Raw genomic sequence first — 17,579 nt, 5'->3', positions numbered from 1 at the left:
GCCAGGTTGACTGTTGTCATATAACAACAGTTGTGTCAGCGATGCAAATCCGGGGTCCGGTCCGCGAGGGCCTGGTACTCCTCGAGGCCGGCGGCGAGCGCGGCCCGGCCGGCCGGCGTCATCTTCGCCAGCAGCCCCTCGACGCGGTCCCGGCGCCGGGACCGCAGGTCGTGGAGGTAGGCGCGGCCGCGGTCGGACAGCCGCAGCGTGAGCTCCCGCCTGCTGCGCGCGCTGGGCAGGCGCTCGAGGAACCCCACCGCTTCCAGCCGGTCGCACAGCCTGCTCACCAGCGGCGGGGTCGAATCGAGCAGGTCGGCCAGCTCCCGCAGGTTGACCCCGTCGCGGTGGTCGAGCGCGACGACCGCGCGCAGCTGCGACACCGACAGCGGCCGCGGCGAGACGTCCCGCACCCCTTCCAGCACCGATTCGAAGAGGCGCGCGAGAGCGGCCACCCCGTCCGGGGCGGCCTGCTCGCGGGATCGATCCACAGCACCCACTCTGGCATCCCTATGCTGAACCGGCAGCACAGCTCACGCGAATCGCCGTAGACCGGCGCGCCGGGGCGGCGCAGACTCGACAGAATTCCCCGCGCCGTCGCGCGCGGACCCGTGAGCAGGAGGCAGGCGTTGGACAGATCCCTGGCGGTGGAGCGTCTCCTCCGTGACGTACCGCCGCACGACCTGCCCCGGGCCTTGCGCGTGGCGTTGCGCGAGCACTTCGGCGCCGAGGCGGTCGAACTGCTGATGGCCGACTACGCCCTGACCGAGCTGTGCCAGGTGGGCGAACAGCCCTACACGTCGGAGCCGATCCCGGTCGATGGGACCGTCCCCGGCGCGGCGTTCGTCACACAGGCGGCCACCTTCGAGCCGTCCGGTGACGGCGTCACCGGCTACCTGCCGGTCAGCGTGCGCGGGGACCGGCTCGGCGTGCTGGCGGTCACGCTGCCCGCCGAGCCCGAACCGCCCGTCTGGGGCGAGCTCGAGCGGTTCGCCGAAGCCGTCGCCCACGAACTGTTCGTCGCCGACCGCGACACCGACCTCTACATCCAGGCCCGGCGGTCGTCGCGGCTGACGCTCGCCGCGGAAATGCAGTGGCAGCTGCTGCCCGGGCGCGCCTGCACCCGCGCCGAGTTCGCGCTCGGCGGCCAGCTCGAACCCGCCTACGCCATCTACGGCGACTGCTTCGACTGGTCGGCGTCCGCGCACAAGCTCGCCGTCACGCTGATCAACGGCATGGGGCAGGGCAGCGAGGCGGCCCTGCTGACCAACCTCGCGATCAACGCGCTGCGCAACGCCCGCCGCGCCGGGATCCCGCTCGACGCCCAGGCCGAGCTCGCCGACCAAGCGCTCTACGCGCACCACCGCGGTGCCGAGCACGTGGCCGCCCTGCTGCTGGAATTCGACCTCGCCACGGGTTCGGTGGCCGTGGTCGACGCGGGCTCGCCCCGGCTCTGGCGGCTGCGCGACGGGAAGGCCGAGCGGGTCCTGTTCGACGAGCAGCTGCCGCTCGGCACGTTCGACGGCACGATCTACGAAGTGGAACGCTTCCAGGCCGCGGAAGGCGACCGGTTCGTGTTCGTCAGCGACGGCGTCTATAACGCACCCGGCACGCACGACGAGCGCTACGGCGACCGCGAGCTCGCCGAGGCGGTCACCACGACCGCCGACCTGCCCGCGGCGCACGTCCCCGGCGCGGTCCTGCGGGAGCTGACGACGCGCCGGCACGGCGGCCAGGCCGAGGACGACGCGATGGTCGTGTGCCTCGACTGGTTCGGCCCGGTCCCGGTGGCGGGCCGCGGCACCGGGCCGTCGATGTCCGTGCGCCGGGCGGACTGAACGAGGCGCGGCCGGGATCAACGGCCGCGGACGTCGTCGCTGTCGCCCTGGTCGTCGGGCTGGGTGGCGCCCGCCGCGATCTCGGACGGGGAGGCCGCGTGCTTCGGGTGGCCCTTGGTGAGGTGGCTTTCCGCCCGCATCCGCTCGACCATGTGCGGGTAGTGCAGCTCGAACGCCGGGCGCTCGGAGCGGATCCGGGGCAGGTCGAGGAAGTTGTGCCGGGGCGGCGGGCTGGTGGTGGCCCACTCGAGCGAGTTGCCGTAGCCCCACGGGTCGTCGACGCCGACGGGCTGGCCGAAGCGGTAGCTCTTCACGACGTTCCAGATGAACGGCAGCACCGAGAGCCCGAGCAGGAACGCGCCGATCGTGGACACCATGTGCATCCGCGTGAACCCGTCCGAGGACAGGTAATCGGCGTAGCGCCGCGGCATGCCGGCGTCGCCCAGCCAGTGCTGGATGAGGAACGTCGTGTGGAAGCCGACGAACGTCGTCCAGAAGTGCCACTTCGCGAGGCCTTCGTCGAGCATCCGCCCGGTGATCTTGGGGAACCAGAAGTAGATGCCGGCGAAGGTCGCGAAGACGATCGTGCCGAAGAGGACGTAGTGGAAGTGGGCGACGACGAAGTAGGTGTCGTGGATGTGGAAGTCCAGCGGCGGGGAGGCGAGGATGACCCCGGTCAGCCCGCCGAGCAGGAACGTGACGAGGAAGCCGACCGACCACAGCATCGGTGACTCGAACGTCAGCTGCCCCTTCCACATCGTGCCGATCCAGTTGAAGAACTTGATCCCGGTGGGCACGGCGATGAGGAACGTCATGATCGAGAAGAACGGGAGCAGGACGGCGCCGGTGGCGAACATGTGGTGCGCCCAGACCGCGGCCGACAGCGCCGTGATGCCGATCGTCGCGAAGACCATGGTCTTGTAGCCGAACAACGGCTTGCGGCTGAACACCGGGATGATCTCGGTGACGATCCCGAAGTAGGGCAGCGCGACGACGTAGACCTCGGGGTGGCCGAAGAACCAGAACAGGTGCTGCCAGAGGATGGCGCCGCCGTTTTCGGGGTCGAAGACGTGGGCGCCGAGGTGGCGGTCGGCCATGAGCCCGAACAGGGCGGCGGTGAGGATCGGGAAGGCGAGCAGGATCAGCACCGACGTGAACAGGATGTTCCAGGTGAAGATCGGCATGCGCCACATGAGCATCCCCGGGCAGCGCAGGCAGACGATCGTGGTGATCATGTTGACCGCGCCGAGGATGGTGCCGAGGCCGGTGACGATGAGCCCGGCGATCCACAGGTCGCCGCCGACGCCGGGGGAGTGGATCGCGTTCGACAACGGCGTGTAGGCGGTCCAGCCGAAGTCCGGCGGGCCGCCGGGGGTGAGGTAGCCGGAGAGGACGATCAGGCCGCCGAAGAGGTACAGCCAGTAGGAGAACGCGTTCAGCCGGGGGAATGCGACGTCGGGCGAGCCGATCTGCAGGGGCAGGACGAAGTTCGCGAACCCGAAGAGGTTCGGGGTGGCGTAGAGCAGCAGCATGATCGTGCCGTGCATGGTGAACAGCTGGTTGTACTGCTCGGGCGAGAGGAACTGCAGCCCGGGACGCGCCAGCTCGCCCCGCATCAGCAGCGCGGTCAGGCCGCCGATCAGGAAGAACCCGAACGACGTCGACAGGTACAGCACCCCGATCGTCTTGTGGTCGGTGGTGCGGATCGTCTTGAGGAGCGTTTCGCCGCGCTTGCCCCGCTGTACCGGGCCGTGCGCGATCGGGGTGGTGCGGGTCGCGGTCATCGGATTCGCCACCTGGGGCCGGCGGAAGTGCGGTCCTCGCGCGCGTACCCCGTGGGGTGACGGCTACACACGAGAGCCCGGTTCTTCCGCCGGCCGGGGGCCGCTCAGCCGTCCGGGGCGCGGGGAGGTGTCCGGTTCATCCCTCTTGACCCGCCGTCCGCAGCAGGACGGCGAGAGACCGGGCGCCGACCACGAGCGTGCCGCCGCCGGGCACCGTGCGGGGCGTCGTCAGCCGGTCGCCGGTCACGCCGCCGACCAGGACGTCGCCCACCGACCGGTGGAACACCTCGCCCGTGGCGGAGTCGAGCACGACCGCCCACTCCTCGCCGTACTCGCCGTCCGGGACGGTCATCGTGATGTCGTCGTCGTGCGCGTTGAAGCAGAGCAGGAACGAGTCGTCGACCACCCGCTCGCCGCGGGCGTCGAGGTCGGGGATCGCGGAGCCGTTGAGGAAGACCACGATGCTGCGGCCGAAGCCGGCTTCCCAGTCCTGGTCGGTCATCTCGTCGCCGGCGGGGGTGAACCACGCGATGTCGCGCAGTTCGTCGCCGCGGCGGATCGGCCGTCCGGCGAAGAACCGGCGGCGGCGGAACACCGGGTGCTGGTGGCGCAGGTCCACCACCGCCGAGGTGAACTCGAACAGCTCGCGGTTGCGCTCCAGCAGGGACCAGTCGACCCAGGACAGCTCGTTGTCCTGGCAGTAGGCGTTGTTGTTGCCCTGCTGGGTCCGGCCGAACTCGTCGCCGTGCAGCAGCATCGGCACGCCCTGGGACAGCAGCACCGTGGCGATCATGTTGCGGCGCTGGCGGGCCCGCAGGTCGAGGACCTTCTCGTCCTCGGTCGGGCCTTCGGCACCGCAGTTCCACGACCGGTTGTCGTCGGCGCCGTCGCGGCCGTCCTCACCGTTGGCCTCGTTGTGCTTCTCGTTGTACGAGACCAGGTCGGCGAGGGTGAAGCCGTCGTGGGCGGTGACGAAGTTGATCGACGCGAACGGGCGGCGGCCGTCGTTCTGGTAGAGGTCGGACGAGCCGGTGATGCGGGACGCGAATTCCCCGAGCGTCGAGGGTTCGCCGCGCCAGAAGTCGCGGACGGTGTCGCGGTAGGCGCCGTTCCACTCGGTCCACAGCGGCGGGAAGTTGCCGACCTGGTAGCCACCGGGCCCGACGTCCCACGGCTCGGCGATCAGCTTCACCTGGCTGACGATCGGGTCCTGCTGGACCAGGTCGAAGAACGTGGACAGCCGGTCGACGTCGTAGAACTCGCGGGCGAGGGTGGCCGCGAGGTCGAAGCGGAAGCCGTCGACGTGCATCTCGGTGACCCAGTACCGCAGCGAGTCCATGATGAGCTGCAGCGTGTGCGGCTGGCGCACGTTGAGCGAGTTGCCGGTGCCGGTGTAGTCCATGTAGTACTGCGGGTCGTTCTCGACCAGCCGGTAGTAAGCCTGGTTGTCGATGCCGCGCATCGACAGCGTCGGCCCGAGGTGGTTGCCTTCGGCGGTGTGGTTGTAGACGACGTCGAGGATGACCTCGATCCCGGCCTCGTGCAGCGCCCGCACCATCGCCTTGAACTCGTGCACCTCGCTGCCCGGCGTCGCGGGCCGGGTCGAAGCGGCGTACTCGTTGTGCGGCGCGAAGAAGGCGATGGAGTTGTAGCCCCAGTAGTTGGCGAGGCCGCGCTCGGTGAGGGCGTGGTCGTGCAGGAACTGGTGGACCGGCATCAGCTCGACGGCCGTGACGCCGAGGGTCTTCAGGTGGTCGATGACGACGGGGTGCGCCAGCCCGGAGTAGGTGCCCCGCAGCTCCTCGGGGATGTCCGGGTGGAGCTTGGTCAGCCCGCGGACGTGGGCTTCGTAGACGACCGTCTCGTTGTACGGCACCTTCGGCGGCCGGTCGTTGGCCCAGTCGAAGTACGGGTTGACGACGACCGCGCGGACGGTGTGCGCCGCGGAGTCGTCGTCGTTGCGCTCTTCGGGCCGGTCGAAGCGGTAGCCGAACACGGACTCGTCCCAGTCGACGCGGCCGGTGACGGCCTTGGCGTACGGGTCGAGCAGGAGCTTGGCGGGGTTGCACCGGAGACCGCGGGCGGGGTCGTGCGGCCCGTGGATCCGGTAGCCGTACTCCTGGCCGGGTCCGATCCCGGTCAGGTAGCCGTGGTGGACGAAGCCGTCGACCTCCGGCAGCCGGATCCGGGTCTCGGTCCCGTCCGGGTCGAAGAGGCAGAGGTCGACGCGTTCGGCGACCTCGGAGAAGAGGGCGAAGTTGGTGCCGACACCGTCGTAGTCGGCTCCGAGCGGGTAGGGGGAGCCGGGCCAAGGCTGCACAGGGCCTCCACAGTGCGCGAGTGAACTGCGGCGGGGATACCCCATCGGCGCGCCTCGAACCGGTGACGTGGCTCTCTCACCCGGACGGCCGCCTTTCCCGGTTGACCCCGGATGTCCGGAACGGACGGCGTATTCTCGGCTCGTGCAGCTGCCGCCCCTTCGGCCCTCCCCGGCCGTCCTCGACCCCGCCGGCCTGCGGATCGCCGGGGGCCCGATCGAGATCGATGCCGCCGGCCTGACCAGCGTCCGCGTCGAGGCGGCGTGGTGAGCACCGGAACCGCCGCCAGGGGCTACGACCACGCCGCTGTCCACTACGCGTCCGACGACGAGCTGCTCGCCGTCGGCGTCCCGTTCCTGGCGGCCGGCATCGCCGCGGGCGAACCGACCGTCGTCTCACTGGAGCCGGACCACGCGGAACTGATGCGTGCGGCGCTCCCGCCGGACGCGGGCACGCACTACCTCTCGACCGGCGACCTCTACGCGCGGCCCGCCGCCGCGATCCGGTCCTACCGCGAGCTGATGGCCGGGTTCGTCGGCGGCGGGGCGGCCGGCATCCGCATCTTCGGCGAGATCCCGCGCGCCGTGATCGACACGTCGTGGGACTGGTGGGCGCGCTACGAGGCCGCGGTCAACCACGCCTACGAGGAGTTCCCGCTGCGCAGCATGTGCGCCTACGACACCCGCACCACCCCGCGCCACGTGCTCGAGGACGTCGCCCGCACCCACCCGTTCGTCGCCACCCCCGGCGGCGGGCACCACACCAACGACGGCTACGTCGACCCGCTGGCCTTCCTGGCCGGCCCGCGGCCGATGACCCCGCACCCCCTCCAGCTCGCGCAGCCGCTGCTCGAGCTCACCGATCCGCTGCCGAGCGAGGCCCGGCAGGCGGTGCTGGCCGCGGACCGGACCGGGCTGCCCGCCGACGAGATCGACGACCTCGTCCTCGCGGTCAGCGAGATCGCCGACAACGCGCTGCGCCACGGCCGCCCGCCGGTCACCGTGCGGATCTGGGCCGGGCCGGGCTGCATGGTGGTCACGGTGCACGACACCGGCGAGGGCCCGGTCGACCCGTTCGCCGGCCTGCTGCCCGCCGACCGCGAAGTCGGCGGCCGCGGGCTGTGGATCACCCACCAGATCTGCAGCCAGGTCACGCTGCACCGCGACGACACGGGGTTCACGGCCCGGCTGATCGCCGGGAACCCGCGGCGCTGACCCGCCTCCTGACGAGCACTGCGGCGGGCGTGGCGGCGGCATACGCTGTTCGCGCCCGATCCCGACCCGAGGAGTCCGTTCCCCGCTTCCGTGTGCCTCGCGAAAGGTCCCCGCCATGTCGCAGCAGGTCAGTCAGGAAACTTCGGCCGCGGACGGGGTGAACCGGCGGAGTGTGCTCGCCGGGCTCGCCGGCGGCGTCGCCTCGATGGGGCTGCTCGCCCCGGCCGCCTCCGCCGCCGAAAGCAGTGGGCGGGTGGAGCGCGACGAACGCGTCGAAGCGCTGCTCAAGAAGATGACCTTGGCCGAGAAGATCGGTCAGCTCCAGCTCGTCGGCGACGAGAACGCCGCTCGTGCGGCGCTCGCGGACGGGCGGCTCGGGGGCGTCTTCTCCGTCGTCGGCGCGGCGAAGCTCAACGCCCTGCAGCGCCTCGCCGTCGAGGGGACGCGGCTCAAGATCCCGCTGATCTTCGGGCTCGACGTGATCCACGGGTACACCACCAACTTCCCGATCCCGCTGGCCCAGGGCGCGAGCTTCGACCCCGCCGTGGCCGCCGCGGACGCGACCGTCTCCGCGAAGGAAGCCCGCAGCAGCGGCATCCACTGGACCTACGCCCCGATGATGGACGTCACGCACGAGCCGCGGTGGGGGCGGATCGCCGAGGGGTACGGCGAAGACCCCTACCTGGCCACGAAACTCGCCGTCGCGAAGGTCCGGGGCTACCAGGGTGACGACTACGGCAAACCGGACCGGGTCGCCGCCTGCGCCAAGCACTTCGTCGCCTACGGCGGGGCCGAGGGCGGGCGCGACTACAACACCGTCGACGTCTCGCTGCAGCGGCTGCACAACTTCTACCTGCCGCCGTTCAAGGCCAGCGTCGAGGCGGGCGTGGCGACCGTGATGGCCAGCTTCAACACCATCAGCGGTGTGCCCGCCCACGGCAACGGCTACGTCCTGCACGACGTCCTCAAAGGCCGTTACCGCTTCGGCGGGTTCGTCGTCAGCGACTACACCGGCATCCAGGAACTGATCCTGCACGGCCTGGCGGGCGACGGCGCGGACGCCGCGGCGGCCGCGCTGCCCGCCGGTGTCGACATGGAGATGGTCAGCACGAACTACGCCGAGTTCGCGCAGCGGCTGCTGGACGAGCGCCGGATCACCCGCGACCAGATCGACGACGCCGTCCGCCGGATCCTGCTGGTCAAGTTCCGGCTCGGCCTGTTCGAACGGCCCTACGTCGATGAAGCCGGCGAGGTGAAAGCGCCTTCTCCGGCGGCGCTGGCCGCGTCGCGGCAGGCCGCCGGGCGGTGCATGGTGCTGCTCAAGAACGACGGGCCGGTGCTGCCGCTGGCGAAGTCGGTCGGCTCGGTGGCGGTCGTCGGCCCGCTCGGCGCAGCGACCTACGACCTCAACGGCACTTGGGCGGGCCTGGGCACCGGCGCGGGGACGACCCCGCCGGTCACGGTGGTCGACGGGATCAAGGCCGCGGCGCCCGGCGCCACGGTGACCTACGCCGCCGGCTGCACCGTCGAGGGCGGCGACACCAGCGGGTTCGCCGCCGCGCAGCAGGCGGCGCGCGCGGCCGACGTGACCGTCGTGGTGGTCGGCGAGACCGCCGCGATGAGCGGCGAAGCGGCCGCGCGCAGCACTATCGACCTCCCGGGCGTCCAGCAGCAGCTGGTGGCCGCGATCAAGGAGACCGGCAAGCCGTTCGTGGTCGTACTCGTCAACGGGCGGCCGCTGACCATCCCGTACCTGCACGACAACGCGCCCGCCGTGCTCGAAGCGTGGGCGCCGGGCGTGCAGGGCGGCCACGCGATCGCCGACGTCCTGTTCGGCACGGTCAACCCGGGCGGCAAGCTGCCGGTGAGCTTCCCGCGCGCGGTCGGGCAGATCCCGATCTACTACAACCACGAGAACACCGGGCGCCCGGCCGATCCGGCCAACAAGTACACGTCGAAGTACCTCGACCTGGAATCCGGCCCGCTCTACGAGTTCGGCCACGGCCTGTCGTACACGACGTTCCGCGTCGACGGCCTCCGGCTTTCGGACACGCGCCTGCCCTCCCGCGGCGGCCGGCTCCAGGTGAGCGTCCGAGTCGCCAACACCGGTTCGCGCGCGGGCGACGAGGTCGTGCAGCTCTACCTGCGTGACCCGGTCGCGAGCATCGTCCAGCCCGTCCGGCGGCTGCGCGGCTTCCAGCGCGTGACACTGGCCGCGGGCGCGTCGACCACGGTCTCGTTCACGCTCACCCCGGACGACGTCGGGTTCTACGACAACGCCGCCGCGTTCCGCGTCGAGCCGGGCAAGATCGAGGTGTACGTCGGCACCAGCGCCGCGGCCACGCTGACGGCGAGCTTCACCGTCACCTAGGAGCGGCAGAGCAGGGCGTCGGGCGTCCGGCTGGAGCCGATCCGGCCGGTGTACGCCACCCCGGCGACGTACTCGCCGGGGGCGCACTGCCCCTTGTAGCTGCCCGACGCGAAGTCGCCGCCGAGGTCACCCGCGGGGCGGTTGTCGCCGCGGTCGAACCAGACCGTCCGGCCGGTGCGGCCGAGCGGGGACGGGGATCGGCCGCACAGGACCGCGGAGACCGCCGCACCCTTGACGCTGTAGCCGACGACCGCGTGGTCGGGCGGGCACTGCGCCTTCGTGTAGCCGGACGCCCAGTCGGTGTCCACATAGGATTCGTCGCGGACGGCGACGTACGCCGTGGGCGCGGGCAGCGTGCCGGTGCAGAGGCCGCGGTTGCCGGTGTGCGCCAGGCCGGTGAGGCGCTGGCCGTCCGGGCAGGCGCCCTTGCGCGCGCCCGGGTCCCAGTCCGGCTTCGCGCGGACCGCGCGGGAGGCTTGGAAGTCGGCGTAGTCCAGGTTGAGCATCGACCAGTGCTCGGCGGGTGCGATCTGCCCGGTGCGCGACGGCGCGTTCACCAGCCGCTGCCACGCCGGGCCGCGCCAGTCGGTGCCGTCGAGGACGTCGATGCGCCGTCCCGCCGCGTCCCACGCCAGCAGGGACCACCCGTCGCCGGAGCCGTTGGTGTGGAAGCCGACCGCGGGCCAGTAGGCGAAGTCGGTGTCGGTCTCGGCGAGGTAGTCCACGAAGTTCTCGAACCAGGCGCGGGAAGCGGCGTCGGTGGTGCCGCGGCCTTCGCCGAACTCGCTGATCCACAGCGGCGCGGTGTAGTGCTTGCCGGTGTCGGCCTCGACGAAGAACGCCTGCCGGTACAGGGTGTCACGCAGCTGCTGGGGCGTGAGGTCGCGGTAGCGCGGGTCGTGCGTCTCGCCGATGCCGGTCGCGCCGGAGTGGTTCGGACCGGTGTAGCCGTAGAAGTGCGCCGAATAGACGAGCTTTCCGGAATCGACGAGCGTGTGCGACAGGGTGCGCGCGGGCTCCAGCGTGGGCCGGCCGTGGGCGAAGCCGTCGATGGGCAGGCCGGTCCAGTTGATGCCTTCGACGATGATCAGCAGGTCGCGGTTGGCCTCGGTGAGGATCCGGTCGGCGACCTGCTGGCTCGCGCGCTGCCAGTCGGTGCCGTTGCCCCAGCCCCAGTTCGGGTCGTCGAAGGTGTTGCGGCGGACTTCGTTGTACAGGTCGGCGCCGACCACGCGCTTGTTCGCGGCGTAGCGGCGGGCCATGAACAGCCAGTCGTCCTGCCACTGCTGCTCGCTCTGCGCGGTGTTCCAGCGCTCGTTGCCGTCGAGCCCGCAGCACCAGCGCGAAGTCGTGGTGTGGTTGTTGAGGATGACGGCGAACCCGCGCGCGGTGAGCCGCTCGACGACGCGGTCGTACACCTGCAGCGGCGTCAGGCCGTGGAGACCGGGGTTGGCGGGCAGGTCGGGGACCGCGTTGGGGTCGTGGATCATCGCGTTCGAGAACTGCAGCCGCACGCTGTTGAGGCCCAGCTGCGCCAGCCCGTCGATGACGGTGTCGATCGGCGCGCGGTCCAGCCCGAGCGGGGTCTGGTAGGCGATTTCGCCGGCGTGGTGGTTGGCGGGGTCGTTCGTGTCGCCCGACCCGGTCCACGTCCCGCTCGCGCCGTGCCAGTTGGCGGCTTTCAGCTTGAACCGGTCGCCGTTGGCGTCGACGATGTAGCGCCCCCGGGTGCTCAGCGGTCCCACCCAGGGCGCCACCGCGGCCTGCGCGGGCGGGGAGAGGGGAACGGCGAAGCCGACGGCCGACAGCACGGTGAGCACAGCACTGAGGAACCTCACCGGCGGAGGTTAACCAACCACCGCACCGCGTGTATACGGCCGTGCGGGTGCGGTGATCGGGAAATCGCGGCCGGCCGGCGGACCGCGCTGTACGGCGGGTGAGCAGCGGCCGCCGGCGCGGCCGCTGCTCACCGCGGTTCACCGGCGCGCTGTGACCGACTTGAGGAACAGCGACTCCGCCGCGTCGGTCTTCGACGCGTCGACGCCGTGGCCGCCGGTGTAGTCGCGCTGCTCGTTCCCCGCCCAGTCGGTGATCGGCGTGCCGCCGGCGTCGAGGTGGCGGAAGGCCGAACCGTCCCAGCCGAACTGGTAGACGCGGTGGCGGTCCGGGTAGAAGGCCGTGTACGGGGCACCCGCGGTGACCTGCTTCGTCATCTCGTTGCCGAAGAAGACGTTGCGGTAGCCCGAAGAGCCGGACCACTTGACCGCCTTCTGGCCGGCACCCCACCAGATCGGGAACCACGTCGACGCGTCGGGGCCACCGCCGCCTTCCTCACCGCAGTTCGCGGTGCAGCTGCCGGACCGGTGGGCGTAGGACACCCGGACGGTGTTGAGCTCGAACAGGTTGTTGCGCTCCCAGCCGCCGTGCAGGTTGAGGTCGGAGTCGAAGGAGTTGCCGACGACGACGTTGCCGGCCGCCGACCACTGGAAGGTGAAGTGCCGCAACCGGGTCGAGGTGTTGCCGGCGTAGACCGAATCCCAGACGCGGGAGCCGCGGAAGTAGCCGTTGCCGCCCTTGCCCTTGTTCCAGGCGCCGTTCAGCTCGTTGTTCACGATGGAAAGGTTCTTGGCCTCCTCGGTGACGATCGGGTGCGAGCCGGTCATGTCCGTGCGGACACCCCGGACCCACGCGTTGACGGCCCACTTGAACACGATGCCGTGCATTTCCGCGTCCGGCGCCATGTTGCCGTAGTTGTCGTCGGCCGCCGCGGGGTCGAGGCCGGGCATCGGCTGGGTGAAGCCGAGGTGCTCGAACCCGACGCCGAGCACGGGATCCACCAGCGGCGCCGCCTTGGAGTCGTAGGTCGCGCCGTCGATCGGGGCCGAACCGTCCGAAGTGGACGTGACCGGGACGTCGTACTCGAGCGGTTTGTCGACCGTGATCGTCCGGTTCGCGGTGTCGAGCGCGGTGATCTGGAAGATCTGCTGGCGCATGTGCATGTTCAGCAGCGGGAACTCGGTGCCGGTGGCGTTTTGCTGCTGGTAGAACTTCGTGGTGTTGGCCGCGCGCACGTTGACGTACCCGCCGACGGCCAGCTTCGCGAGCGAGCCGCTGGAGGCGAGGTGCACGACGCGGTCGCCGGTGCGTGCCGCGAAACCGGGGTCACCGGGCTTCGCGCGCAGCTTCACCCCGGACTTCCAGTGCACGTTGACGGTGCCTTCGAAGATGTCCTTGCGGTTGGCGGGCGCCGACGAATAATCGCTGCGGTAAGCGGGATCGACGCCGCGGGACTGCACGCGGAACAGGCCGCGTCCCGGCCACAGCCAGCCGCCCTTGCCCGCCCCGGACGTCATGCCGTCTTCGTCCCAGTCGGAACCGTCGGGCGTCAGCGTGTCGTAGCGGGTGGTGGCGTCGGGCCGGTAGGAGAACTTGGTCGCGTCCCGGCCGGCGCCGCGCAGGATCAGGTAGTCGGCGTCGACGTGCAGCTCGCGCGTGACGTCGAACTGCCCGGCGGGGAAGGTGATCAGGCTGAGCTTCGTGTAGCTCGCCGAGGGGGAGCAGGTCGCCTTGATCGAGTCGATGGCGGCCTGGATCCCGGCGGTGTCGTCGGCGTTGTCGCCGGGTTTGACGTTGAACTGGCTAGCGAGCTCGGCCGGGGTGATCCGGCAGGCCGCGCTGGGGTTGACGTCGGCGTCGCCGGGCAGCGCCGCACCACCCCGGTAGCCGGCTTTGCTCCAGTCGTAGAGCCCGGCGATGGGCGCCCGCCGGTTGGCGGCGCCGAGGTCGAGATCGGTGCGGGCGCCCGGCCCCGGCGCGGCATCGGCGCGGGGCGGGACGGCGTGAACGAGGGCGGCCGCGGTCAGGCACGCGGCCGCGCCGGCGCGGACGGCACGAAGAAAGGGACCGTTTCGGGTCACCCGAAACCTCCGGAGACTGCTGGATGGCGGAGGTGTTGCGGCGTGACACCCGGACCGATCCTTTATAAGTCACACTCCGGACATTGGTCAATGTATGTGAATGATGTCCATGTATGTGAACAAATCAGACGCCGCGGGCGACCGCCGTCAGCAACGTCGTCAGCTGGGCGCGGAACCGCAGCGCGCTGTGCGCCCACTTCGGTTCCTCCTCGTAGAGCTGCCGCAGGGTCGGGGACGGCCGCGACAGCTGGAACAGGTAGGCCGCGCCGCTGATGGCCGCCGTCAGGAGGGTCTGCGCGCCCGGCCCGGTCAGGTCCGCCGCCTCGGTCAGGGCTTTCGTCATCGCTTCGTAGGCCGACGTCGCCGCGGTCTTGTACTGGCGGGCGCGCTCCAGGCGGACCGCACCCTCCAGGCTGAGGACCACGTGCGTCTGCAGGTCGCAGAACAGCGGCAACCGCTCGAGCGAGCCGCTGACGACGTCGGCCACTTCGGCGGCGGTCAGCCCGCGGCGGCCGGCCAGCTCGGCGACCAGCCGGTCGTGCCAGTCGGCCCAGCCCTGTTCGGCCAGCTCCAGGAGGAGCTCCTCGCGGGATTCGAAGTAGCGGCGCAGCGCCGACGGGTGCAGCCCGACCCGGTTCGTCACCTCGGTCAGCGTGACCTCCCGCACACCGCGCTCGGCCGCGAGCTCGCGCGCCGCCGTGAGGAGGGCGGTCTTGCGGGCCTCTTTGTCCTGCTCGGAGCGGGCGCGCTGACGGGGCTGGGGCACGCGGCCAGCTTAACGCAACGGCTTTGACTTAACGGCGGGACGCGCCTACGGTGGAGTTAACGCAAAGACATTGCGTTAAGGAGGAATCATGATCTTCTTCGTCACCGGCGCGTCCCGCGGGCTCGGCCGCCGGATCGTCGAGCAGGCGCTCGCCGCCGGGCACCAGGTCGTCGCGACCGCGCGTGACCCGCGGACCCTCGACGACCTCGCCGCCCGGTACGGCGAGCGGGTCCACGTCGAGCGGCTCGACGTCACCGACGCGGCCGCGGCCGAAGCCGCCGTCGCCGCCGGGGCGGCCGCGTTCGGGCGGCTCGACGTGGTGGTCAACAACGCGGGGCAGGGGGACCAGGTCGCGCTGGAGGACACCTCGCTCGACGTCTTCCGCCGCCAGGTCGAGACCAATTTCCTCGGCACGGTGTACGTCACCAAGGCGGCCGTGCCGGTGCTGCGGCGGCAGGGCGGCGGCCGGATCATCCAGGTTTCGTCGGTGGGCGGGCGCGTCGGCAGCCCCGGGATGACCGCCTACCAGTCGGCGAAGTGGGCCGTCGGCGGGTTCAGCGAGGCGCTGGCCACCGAGGTCGGCCCGCTGGGCATCAAGATCACCGTCCTCGAACCCGGCGGGATGCGCACCGACTGGGCGGGGGCGTCGATGACCACGCCGCCGATCAGCGAGCCGTACGAGGCGACCGTCGGCGCGTCCGCGCGGGCGATGGCCGGCTTCGAAGACCACGCGAACAGCGACCCGCGGAAGGTCGCCGACCTCGTGCTCACCGTCGCCGGGCTCGACGACCCGCCGCTGCGCCTGCTCGCCGGCAGCGACGCCTACGAGTTCGGCCGGGAGGCGTGGCGGCACCGCGTCGACACCGACGAGAAGTGGGCCGAGCTGAGCCGGTCCACCGACCACGACGGCGGGGACGGTGCCTGGCGCCGGCTGCGCGGCACGAGCGTCGCGGACGTGCGGGCGTGACGCCGATGGGTGGCCGAGGTTCCGGACGGCCTCTTACTGGGTAGCCCAGGGGTGTGAGCTGAGCAGGCTGGGCCTGCGACGAGTGAGAGGTGATCACATGAGCCAGGGCGACGCCCCGGTCGGGCGATCGGTGAAGACGGCGGCGGCCGGCGTTCGGGATCTCGCCGCGGAGGCCGCGCGAGTCGGTGCGGCCGCGGCCACGCGAGCGGTGGAGATCACCGACCGCAAACTGGCCGAGAGCAAGGAAGAACTGGCCAAGGTCGGTCGCGCGGCGACCAAGGACCTGGACAAGAGCACGCGGGCATCACGGCGTGACGTGCGGTCGAATTCGACGGCCGCCCGCGACGAAGTGCTGGCCCGCGCGGCGAAGCTGCGTGACCCGGGCCGCAAGGCCGCCCTCGCGGTCGCGGCGGTGGTGGGCTCGGCGAACGAGTCCGGCCGCCGCCGTCGCAAGGCGGTGGCGACGGCGAAGCGCGACTTGGCCGTGGCGCTCCAGGAAGCGAAGGGCGTGGCCCGCGGCGAGCGCGCCAAGCGGGCTCGCTGGCCTTGGCTGGTGGCGTTCGGCGCGGTGGCGGCGGCGATCGCCGCCGTCGTGCAGATCCGCCGGCCGAACCCGCTGGCCGACGAGGCCACTGTGGAGCCGCAAGGCGACGCGGCGACGGTGCCGGCCGACAAGCCCGTGGCGGTGCCGGCGGAGAAGCCGGTCGCCCCGAAGCCGACACCGGCGGCTCCGGCTCCGGCAGCGTCGGCTCCGGCGGAAAAGCCGGTCGCTCCCAAGGCGGCCCCGCCGAAGCCCGCCCCGAAGCCGGCTGACAGCGGGAAGAACGGCCGTGAGCCGGCCGGTCGGGGTCAGCACAAGGCCCGCTAGTCCGGTCCGGTAGTCCGGTTTCCGCTGCCCGCACCCGAGTGATCACGGGTGCGGGCAGCGGCATGCCCGGGAGAGTGCTCGCTGGGCGAGCACGGCGCTTCCCGCCGGGCAAATCGATGACAAATCGATTCAGTCACTTTAGGGTCGGGATCGAGACGAAGGAGATCCCGTGCCCGAGGAGAGCTCGCCCCTGCTGGCGGTGCGCGTGCGCAGCGTGCCCGAAGCCGTCGTCGTCGAGGCGGCGGGTGAGCTCGACCTCGCCAGCGCGCCGGTGCTGCGTGCCCGGGCTGGAGCCGCGCTGGAGGAGCGGCCGGAGGCACTCGTCGTCGACCTCGGCGGCATCGGTTTCTGCGGGTCGGCCGGCCTTCAGGTGATCGCCGAGCTCGTCGCGGCGGCCACGGCCGCCGACGTGCCGTTCGCGCTGGTCACCGATCGGCGCGCGGTGCTGCGCGCGCTGCGGATCACGAAGCTGGACACCACCTTCGCCCTGTACCCGACGTTGAGCGGCGCCCGCGCGTGGCTTCGTGAGCGGGCCTGAATACCGCCGACAAAGCGATGCGGCTGCGTTTTGGTGACCTCATCGGGGCCGGACGAGCGGGGCGTCCCGGCTCACCTCGCGGAAGCCGACGCCGTAGTACAGCTCGCGCGCCCGGGGGTGGCCCGGCGCGCCCAGGCAGGCGACGGTCGCGTGCCGAGCGCCGGCCGCGCGGGCCAGCCGCATGCCGTGCAGGAGCAGTGCCCGCGCCAGGCCGCGGCGCCGGAAGCCCGGGTGGGTCCCGACCGGCTCGAACTCGGCCGTCTCGTTGGCCTCGTCGAGCCACATGATCGCCGAGCACGCCATCGTCCCGTCCGGGGCCTCGACGAGGATGTGCAGGTCGTCGCGGTACGCCGGGGCGTGCCGGAGGCCGTCGTAGCTCGCGGCCGTGTACGTGGTGGGGGCCCAGGCGTCCACGTGGGCCTGGATCGCGGCCGCCGTCCCGGCCTCGCGTGCGGTGCGGAACCGGTAGCCCGCGGGCAGCGCGGGCTCGGCGACGCCGGTGAGGTCACGCTCGTTGAGCTGGGTCCAAGAGCCGGTGTCGCCGAGCGCGTCCGGGTCGGTCCGGTAGCCGTGCGCCGCCCAGCGCGGCAGGGCGAATTCGTCGGCGGCGCCCGGCAGGGCCGCGCGTTCGAGGCCGCTCGCCGTGGTGTCGTACCAGGCGATCACCTCGTCGATCAGCGGGGCGTGGCCGGGATGGACCTGGTGCGCCAGGGAAGCGCCGGTGACGTCCTTGACCGTGCCGTCGCTTCGCCGCACCTGGTGGGGGAGCCGCGCCCAGGCCCACGCCACGAGTTCGCCGCCGTCGAACCACAGCTCCCGGCGCCAGCTCGCGCCGAAGGCGGCGTGGTCCTTGCCCCAGTTCCAGGCCAGTTCGCCGTAGGAAGCGTCGCCGTTCACCAGTTCGGGGCGGACGGCGGTGACCCGCTGCGCCAAGCCTTGCATGAGCCGCAGGTCTTCGACGGTGATCATGGAACGTCACTGTGGCAGGGCGGGGTGACGCC

At 71.6% G+C, this 17,579-nt stretch carries 14 protein-coding genes; 7 read left to right on the top strand and 7 right to left on the bottom strand.

The features are described 5' to 3' along the window. Window positions 1-35 precede the first annotated feature (35 nt). On the bottom strand, window positions 36-488 hold the full coding sequence (locus SD460_RS33390) for a MarR family transcriptional regulator (protein WP_438860859.1): 453 nt from the start codon (window positions 486-488) through the stop codon (window positions 36-38). A gap of 138 nt (window positions 489-626) precedes the next feature. Between SD460_RS33390 and SD460_RS33385 the strand changes: the two genes are divergently transcribed. After that, entirely contained in the window at window positions 627-1,835 is a 1,209-nt protein-coding gene (locus tag SD460_RS33385; RefSeq protein WP_318307240.1) for a PP2C family protein-serine/threonine phosphatase, read from the top strand. Between the two features lie 17 nt (window positions 1,836-1,852). On the opposite strand, the gene ctaD is transcribed toward SD460_RS33385, so the two are convergent. Both ctaD and glgX read right to left on the bottom strand, forming a co-directional pair. After that, a complete protein-coding gene (ctaD, locus tag SD460_RS33380) occupies window positions 1,853-3,619 on the bottom strand; it encodes an aa3-type cytochrome oxidase subunit I (RefSeq protein WP_290059363.1) in 1,767 nt (588 codons plus the stop codon). Between the two features lie 136 nt (window positions 3,620-3,755). Then, entirely contained in the window at window positions 3,756-5,939 is a 2,184-nt protein-coding gene (glgX, locus tag SD460_RS33375; protein ID WP_318307239.1) for a glycogen debranching protein GlgX, read from the bottom strand. A 142-nt stretch (window positions 5,940-6,081) separates the two neighbouring features. On the opposite strand from glgX, the gene SD460_RS33370 reads away from it, so the two are divergent. The 3 genes from SD460_RS33370 to SD460_RS33360 all read left to right on the top strand — a co-directional run bounded on the left by SD460_RS33370 (window position 6,082) and on the right by SD460_RS33360 (window position 9,522). Further along, on the top strand, window positions 6,082-6,207 hold the full coding sequence (locus SD460_RS33370) for a hypothetical protein (RefSeq protein ID WP_290060297.1): 126 nt from the start codon (window positions 6,082-6,084) through the stop codon (window positions 6,205-6,207). Next, window positions 6,204-7,151 (top strand): anti-sigma factor RsbA family regulatory protein, encoded by a 948-nt coding sequence (locus SD460_RS33365; protein WP_318307238.1) that lies wholly within the window; start codon window positions 6,204-6,206, stop codon window positions 7,149-7,151. The genes SD460_RS33370 and SD460_RS33365 overlap by 4 nt, the downstream gene beginning before the upstream one ends. A 115-nt stretch (window positions 7,152-7,266) precedes the next feature. After that, window positions 7,267-9,522 carry a glycoside hydrolase family 3 N-terminal domain-containing protein gene (locus SD460_RS33360; RefSeq protein WP_290060295.1) on the top strand — a complete coding sequence of 752 codons (2,256 nt, stop codon included), beginning with the start codon at window positions 7,267-7,269 and terminating at the stop codon, window positions 9,520-9,522. Here SD460_RS33360 and SD460_RS33355 read toward each other — a convergent pair. The 3 genes from SD460_RS33355 to SD460_RS33345 form a co-directional block, all read right to left on the bottom strand. Beyond that, window positions 9,519-11,360, bottom strand: a complete 1,842-nt coding sequence (locus SD460_RS33355; RefSeq protein ID WP_438860858.1) for a glycoside hydrolase family 5 protein — start codon at window positions 11,358-11,360, stop codon at window positions 9,519-9,521. The two genes, SD460_RS33360 and SD460_RS33355, sit on opposite strands and share 4 nt — an antisense overlap. Window positions 11,361-11,498: 138 nt before the next feature. Further along, window positions 11,499-13,439, bottom strand: a complete 1,941-nt coding sequence (locus SD460_RS33350) for a pectate lyase family protein (protein WP_290060294.1) — start codon at window positions 13,437-13,439, stop codon at window positions 11,499-11,501. A gap of 124 nt (window positions 13,440-13,563) precedes the next feature. Beyond that, on the bottom strand, window positions 13,564-14,205 hold the full coding sequence (locus SD460_RS33345) for a TetR/AcrR family transcriptional regulator (protein ID WP_318307237.1): 642 nt from the start codon (window positions 14,203-14,205) through the stop codon (window positions 13,564-13,566). An 88-nt stretch (window positions 14,206-14,293) separates the two neighbouring features. On the opposite strand from SD460_RS33345, the gene SD460_RS33340 reads away from it, so the two are divergent. The 3 genes from SD460_RS33340 (at window position 14,294) to SD460_RS33330 (ending at window position 16,578) form a co-directional block, all read left to right on the top strand. Beyond that, complete coding sequence (locus tag SD460_RS33340; RefSeq protein WP_290060291.1) at window positions 14,294-15,172, top strand: SDR family NAD(P)-dependent oxidoreductase; 879 nt, start codon at window positions 14,294-14,296, stop codon at window positions 15,170-15,172. A 97-nt stretch (window positions 15,173-15,269) separates the two neighbouring features. Beyond that, complete coding sequence (locus tag SD460_RS33335) at window positions 15,270-16,040, top strand: hypothetical protein (protein WP_290060290.1); 771 nt, start codon at window positions 15,270-15,272, stop codon at window positions 16,038-16,040. 169 nt (window positions 16,041-16,209) lie between these two features. After that, window positions 16,210-16,578 (top strand): STAS domain-containing protein, encoded by a 369-nt coding sequence (locus SD460_RS33330; RefSeq protein WP_290060289.1) that lies wholly within the window; start codon window positions 16,210-16,212, stop codon window positions 16,576-16,578. Between the two features lie 39 nt (window positions 16,579-16,617). Here SD460_RS33330 and SD460_RS33325 read toward each other — a convergent pair whose 3' ends face one another. Continuing rightward, the gene (locus SD460_RS33325) at window positions 16,618-17,547 is read right to left on the bottom strand and encodes a GNAT family N-acetyltransferase (RefSeq protein WP_318307236.1); all 930 of its coding nucleotides are present in this window, start codon (window positions 17,545-17,547) and stop codon (window positions 16,618-16,620) included. Window positions 17,548-17,579 lie beyond the last annotated feature (32 nt).

It is taken from the genome of Amycolatopsis solani (assembly GCF_033441515.1).
GTDB classification, from domain to species: domain Bacteria; phylum Actinomycetota; class Actinomycetes; order Mycobacteriales; family Pseudonocardiaceae; genus Amycolatopsis; species Amycolatopsis solani.
The sequence above is the reverse complement of the archived record's forward strand: the minus strand, read 5'-3'. Positions and strand labels throughout refer to the sequence as shown.

What these genes read in the sequence shown, in the direction of transcription:
- ctaD (WP_290059363.1), bottom strand. Translation starts at nt 3,619, where the DNA reads ATGACCGCGACCCGCACCACCCCGATCGCGCACGGCCCGGTACAGCGG.
- SD460_RS33360 (WP_290060295.1), top strand. Translation starts at nt 7,267, where the DNA reads ATGTCGCAGCAGGTCAGTCAGGAAACTTCGGCCGCGGACGGGGTGAAC.
- SD460_RS33340 (WP_290060291.1), top strand. Translation starts at nt 14,294, where the DNA reads ATGATCTTCTTCGTCACCGGCGCGTCCCGCGGGCTCGGCCGCCGGATC.
- SD460_RS33335 (WP_290060290.1), top strand. Translation starts at nt 15,270, where the DNA reads ATGAGCCAGGGCGACGCCCCGGTCGGGCGATCGGTGAAGACGGCGGCG.
- SD460_RS33325 (WP_318307236.1), bottom strand. Translation starts at nt 17,547, where the DNA reads ATGATCACCGTCGAAGACCTGCGGCTCATGCAAGGCTTGGCGCAGCGG.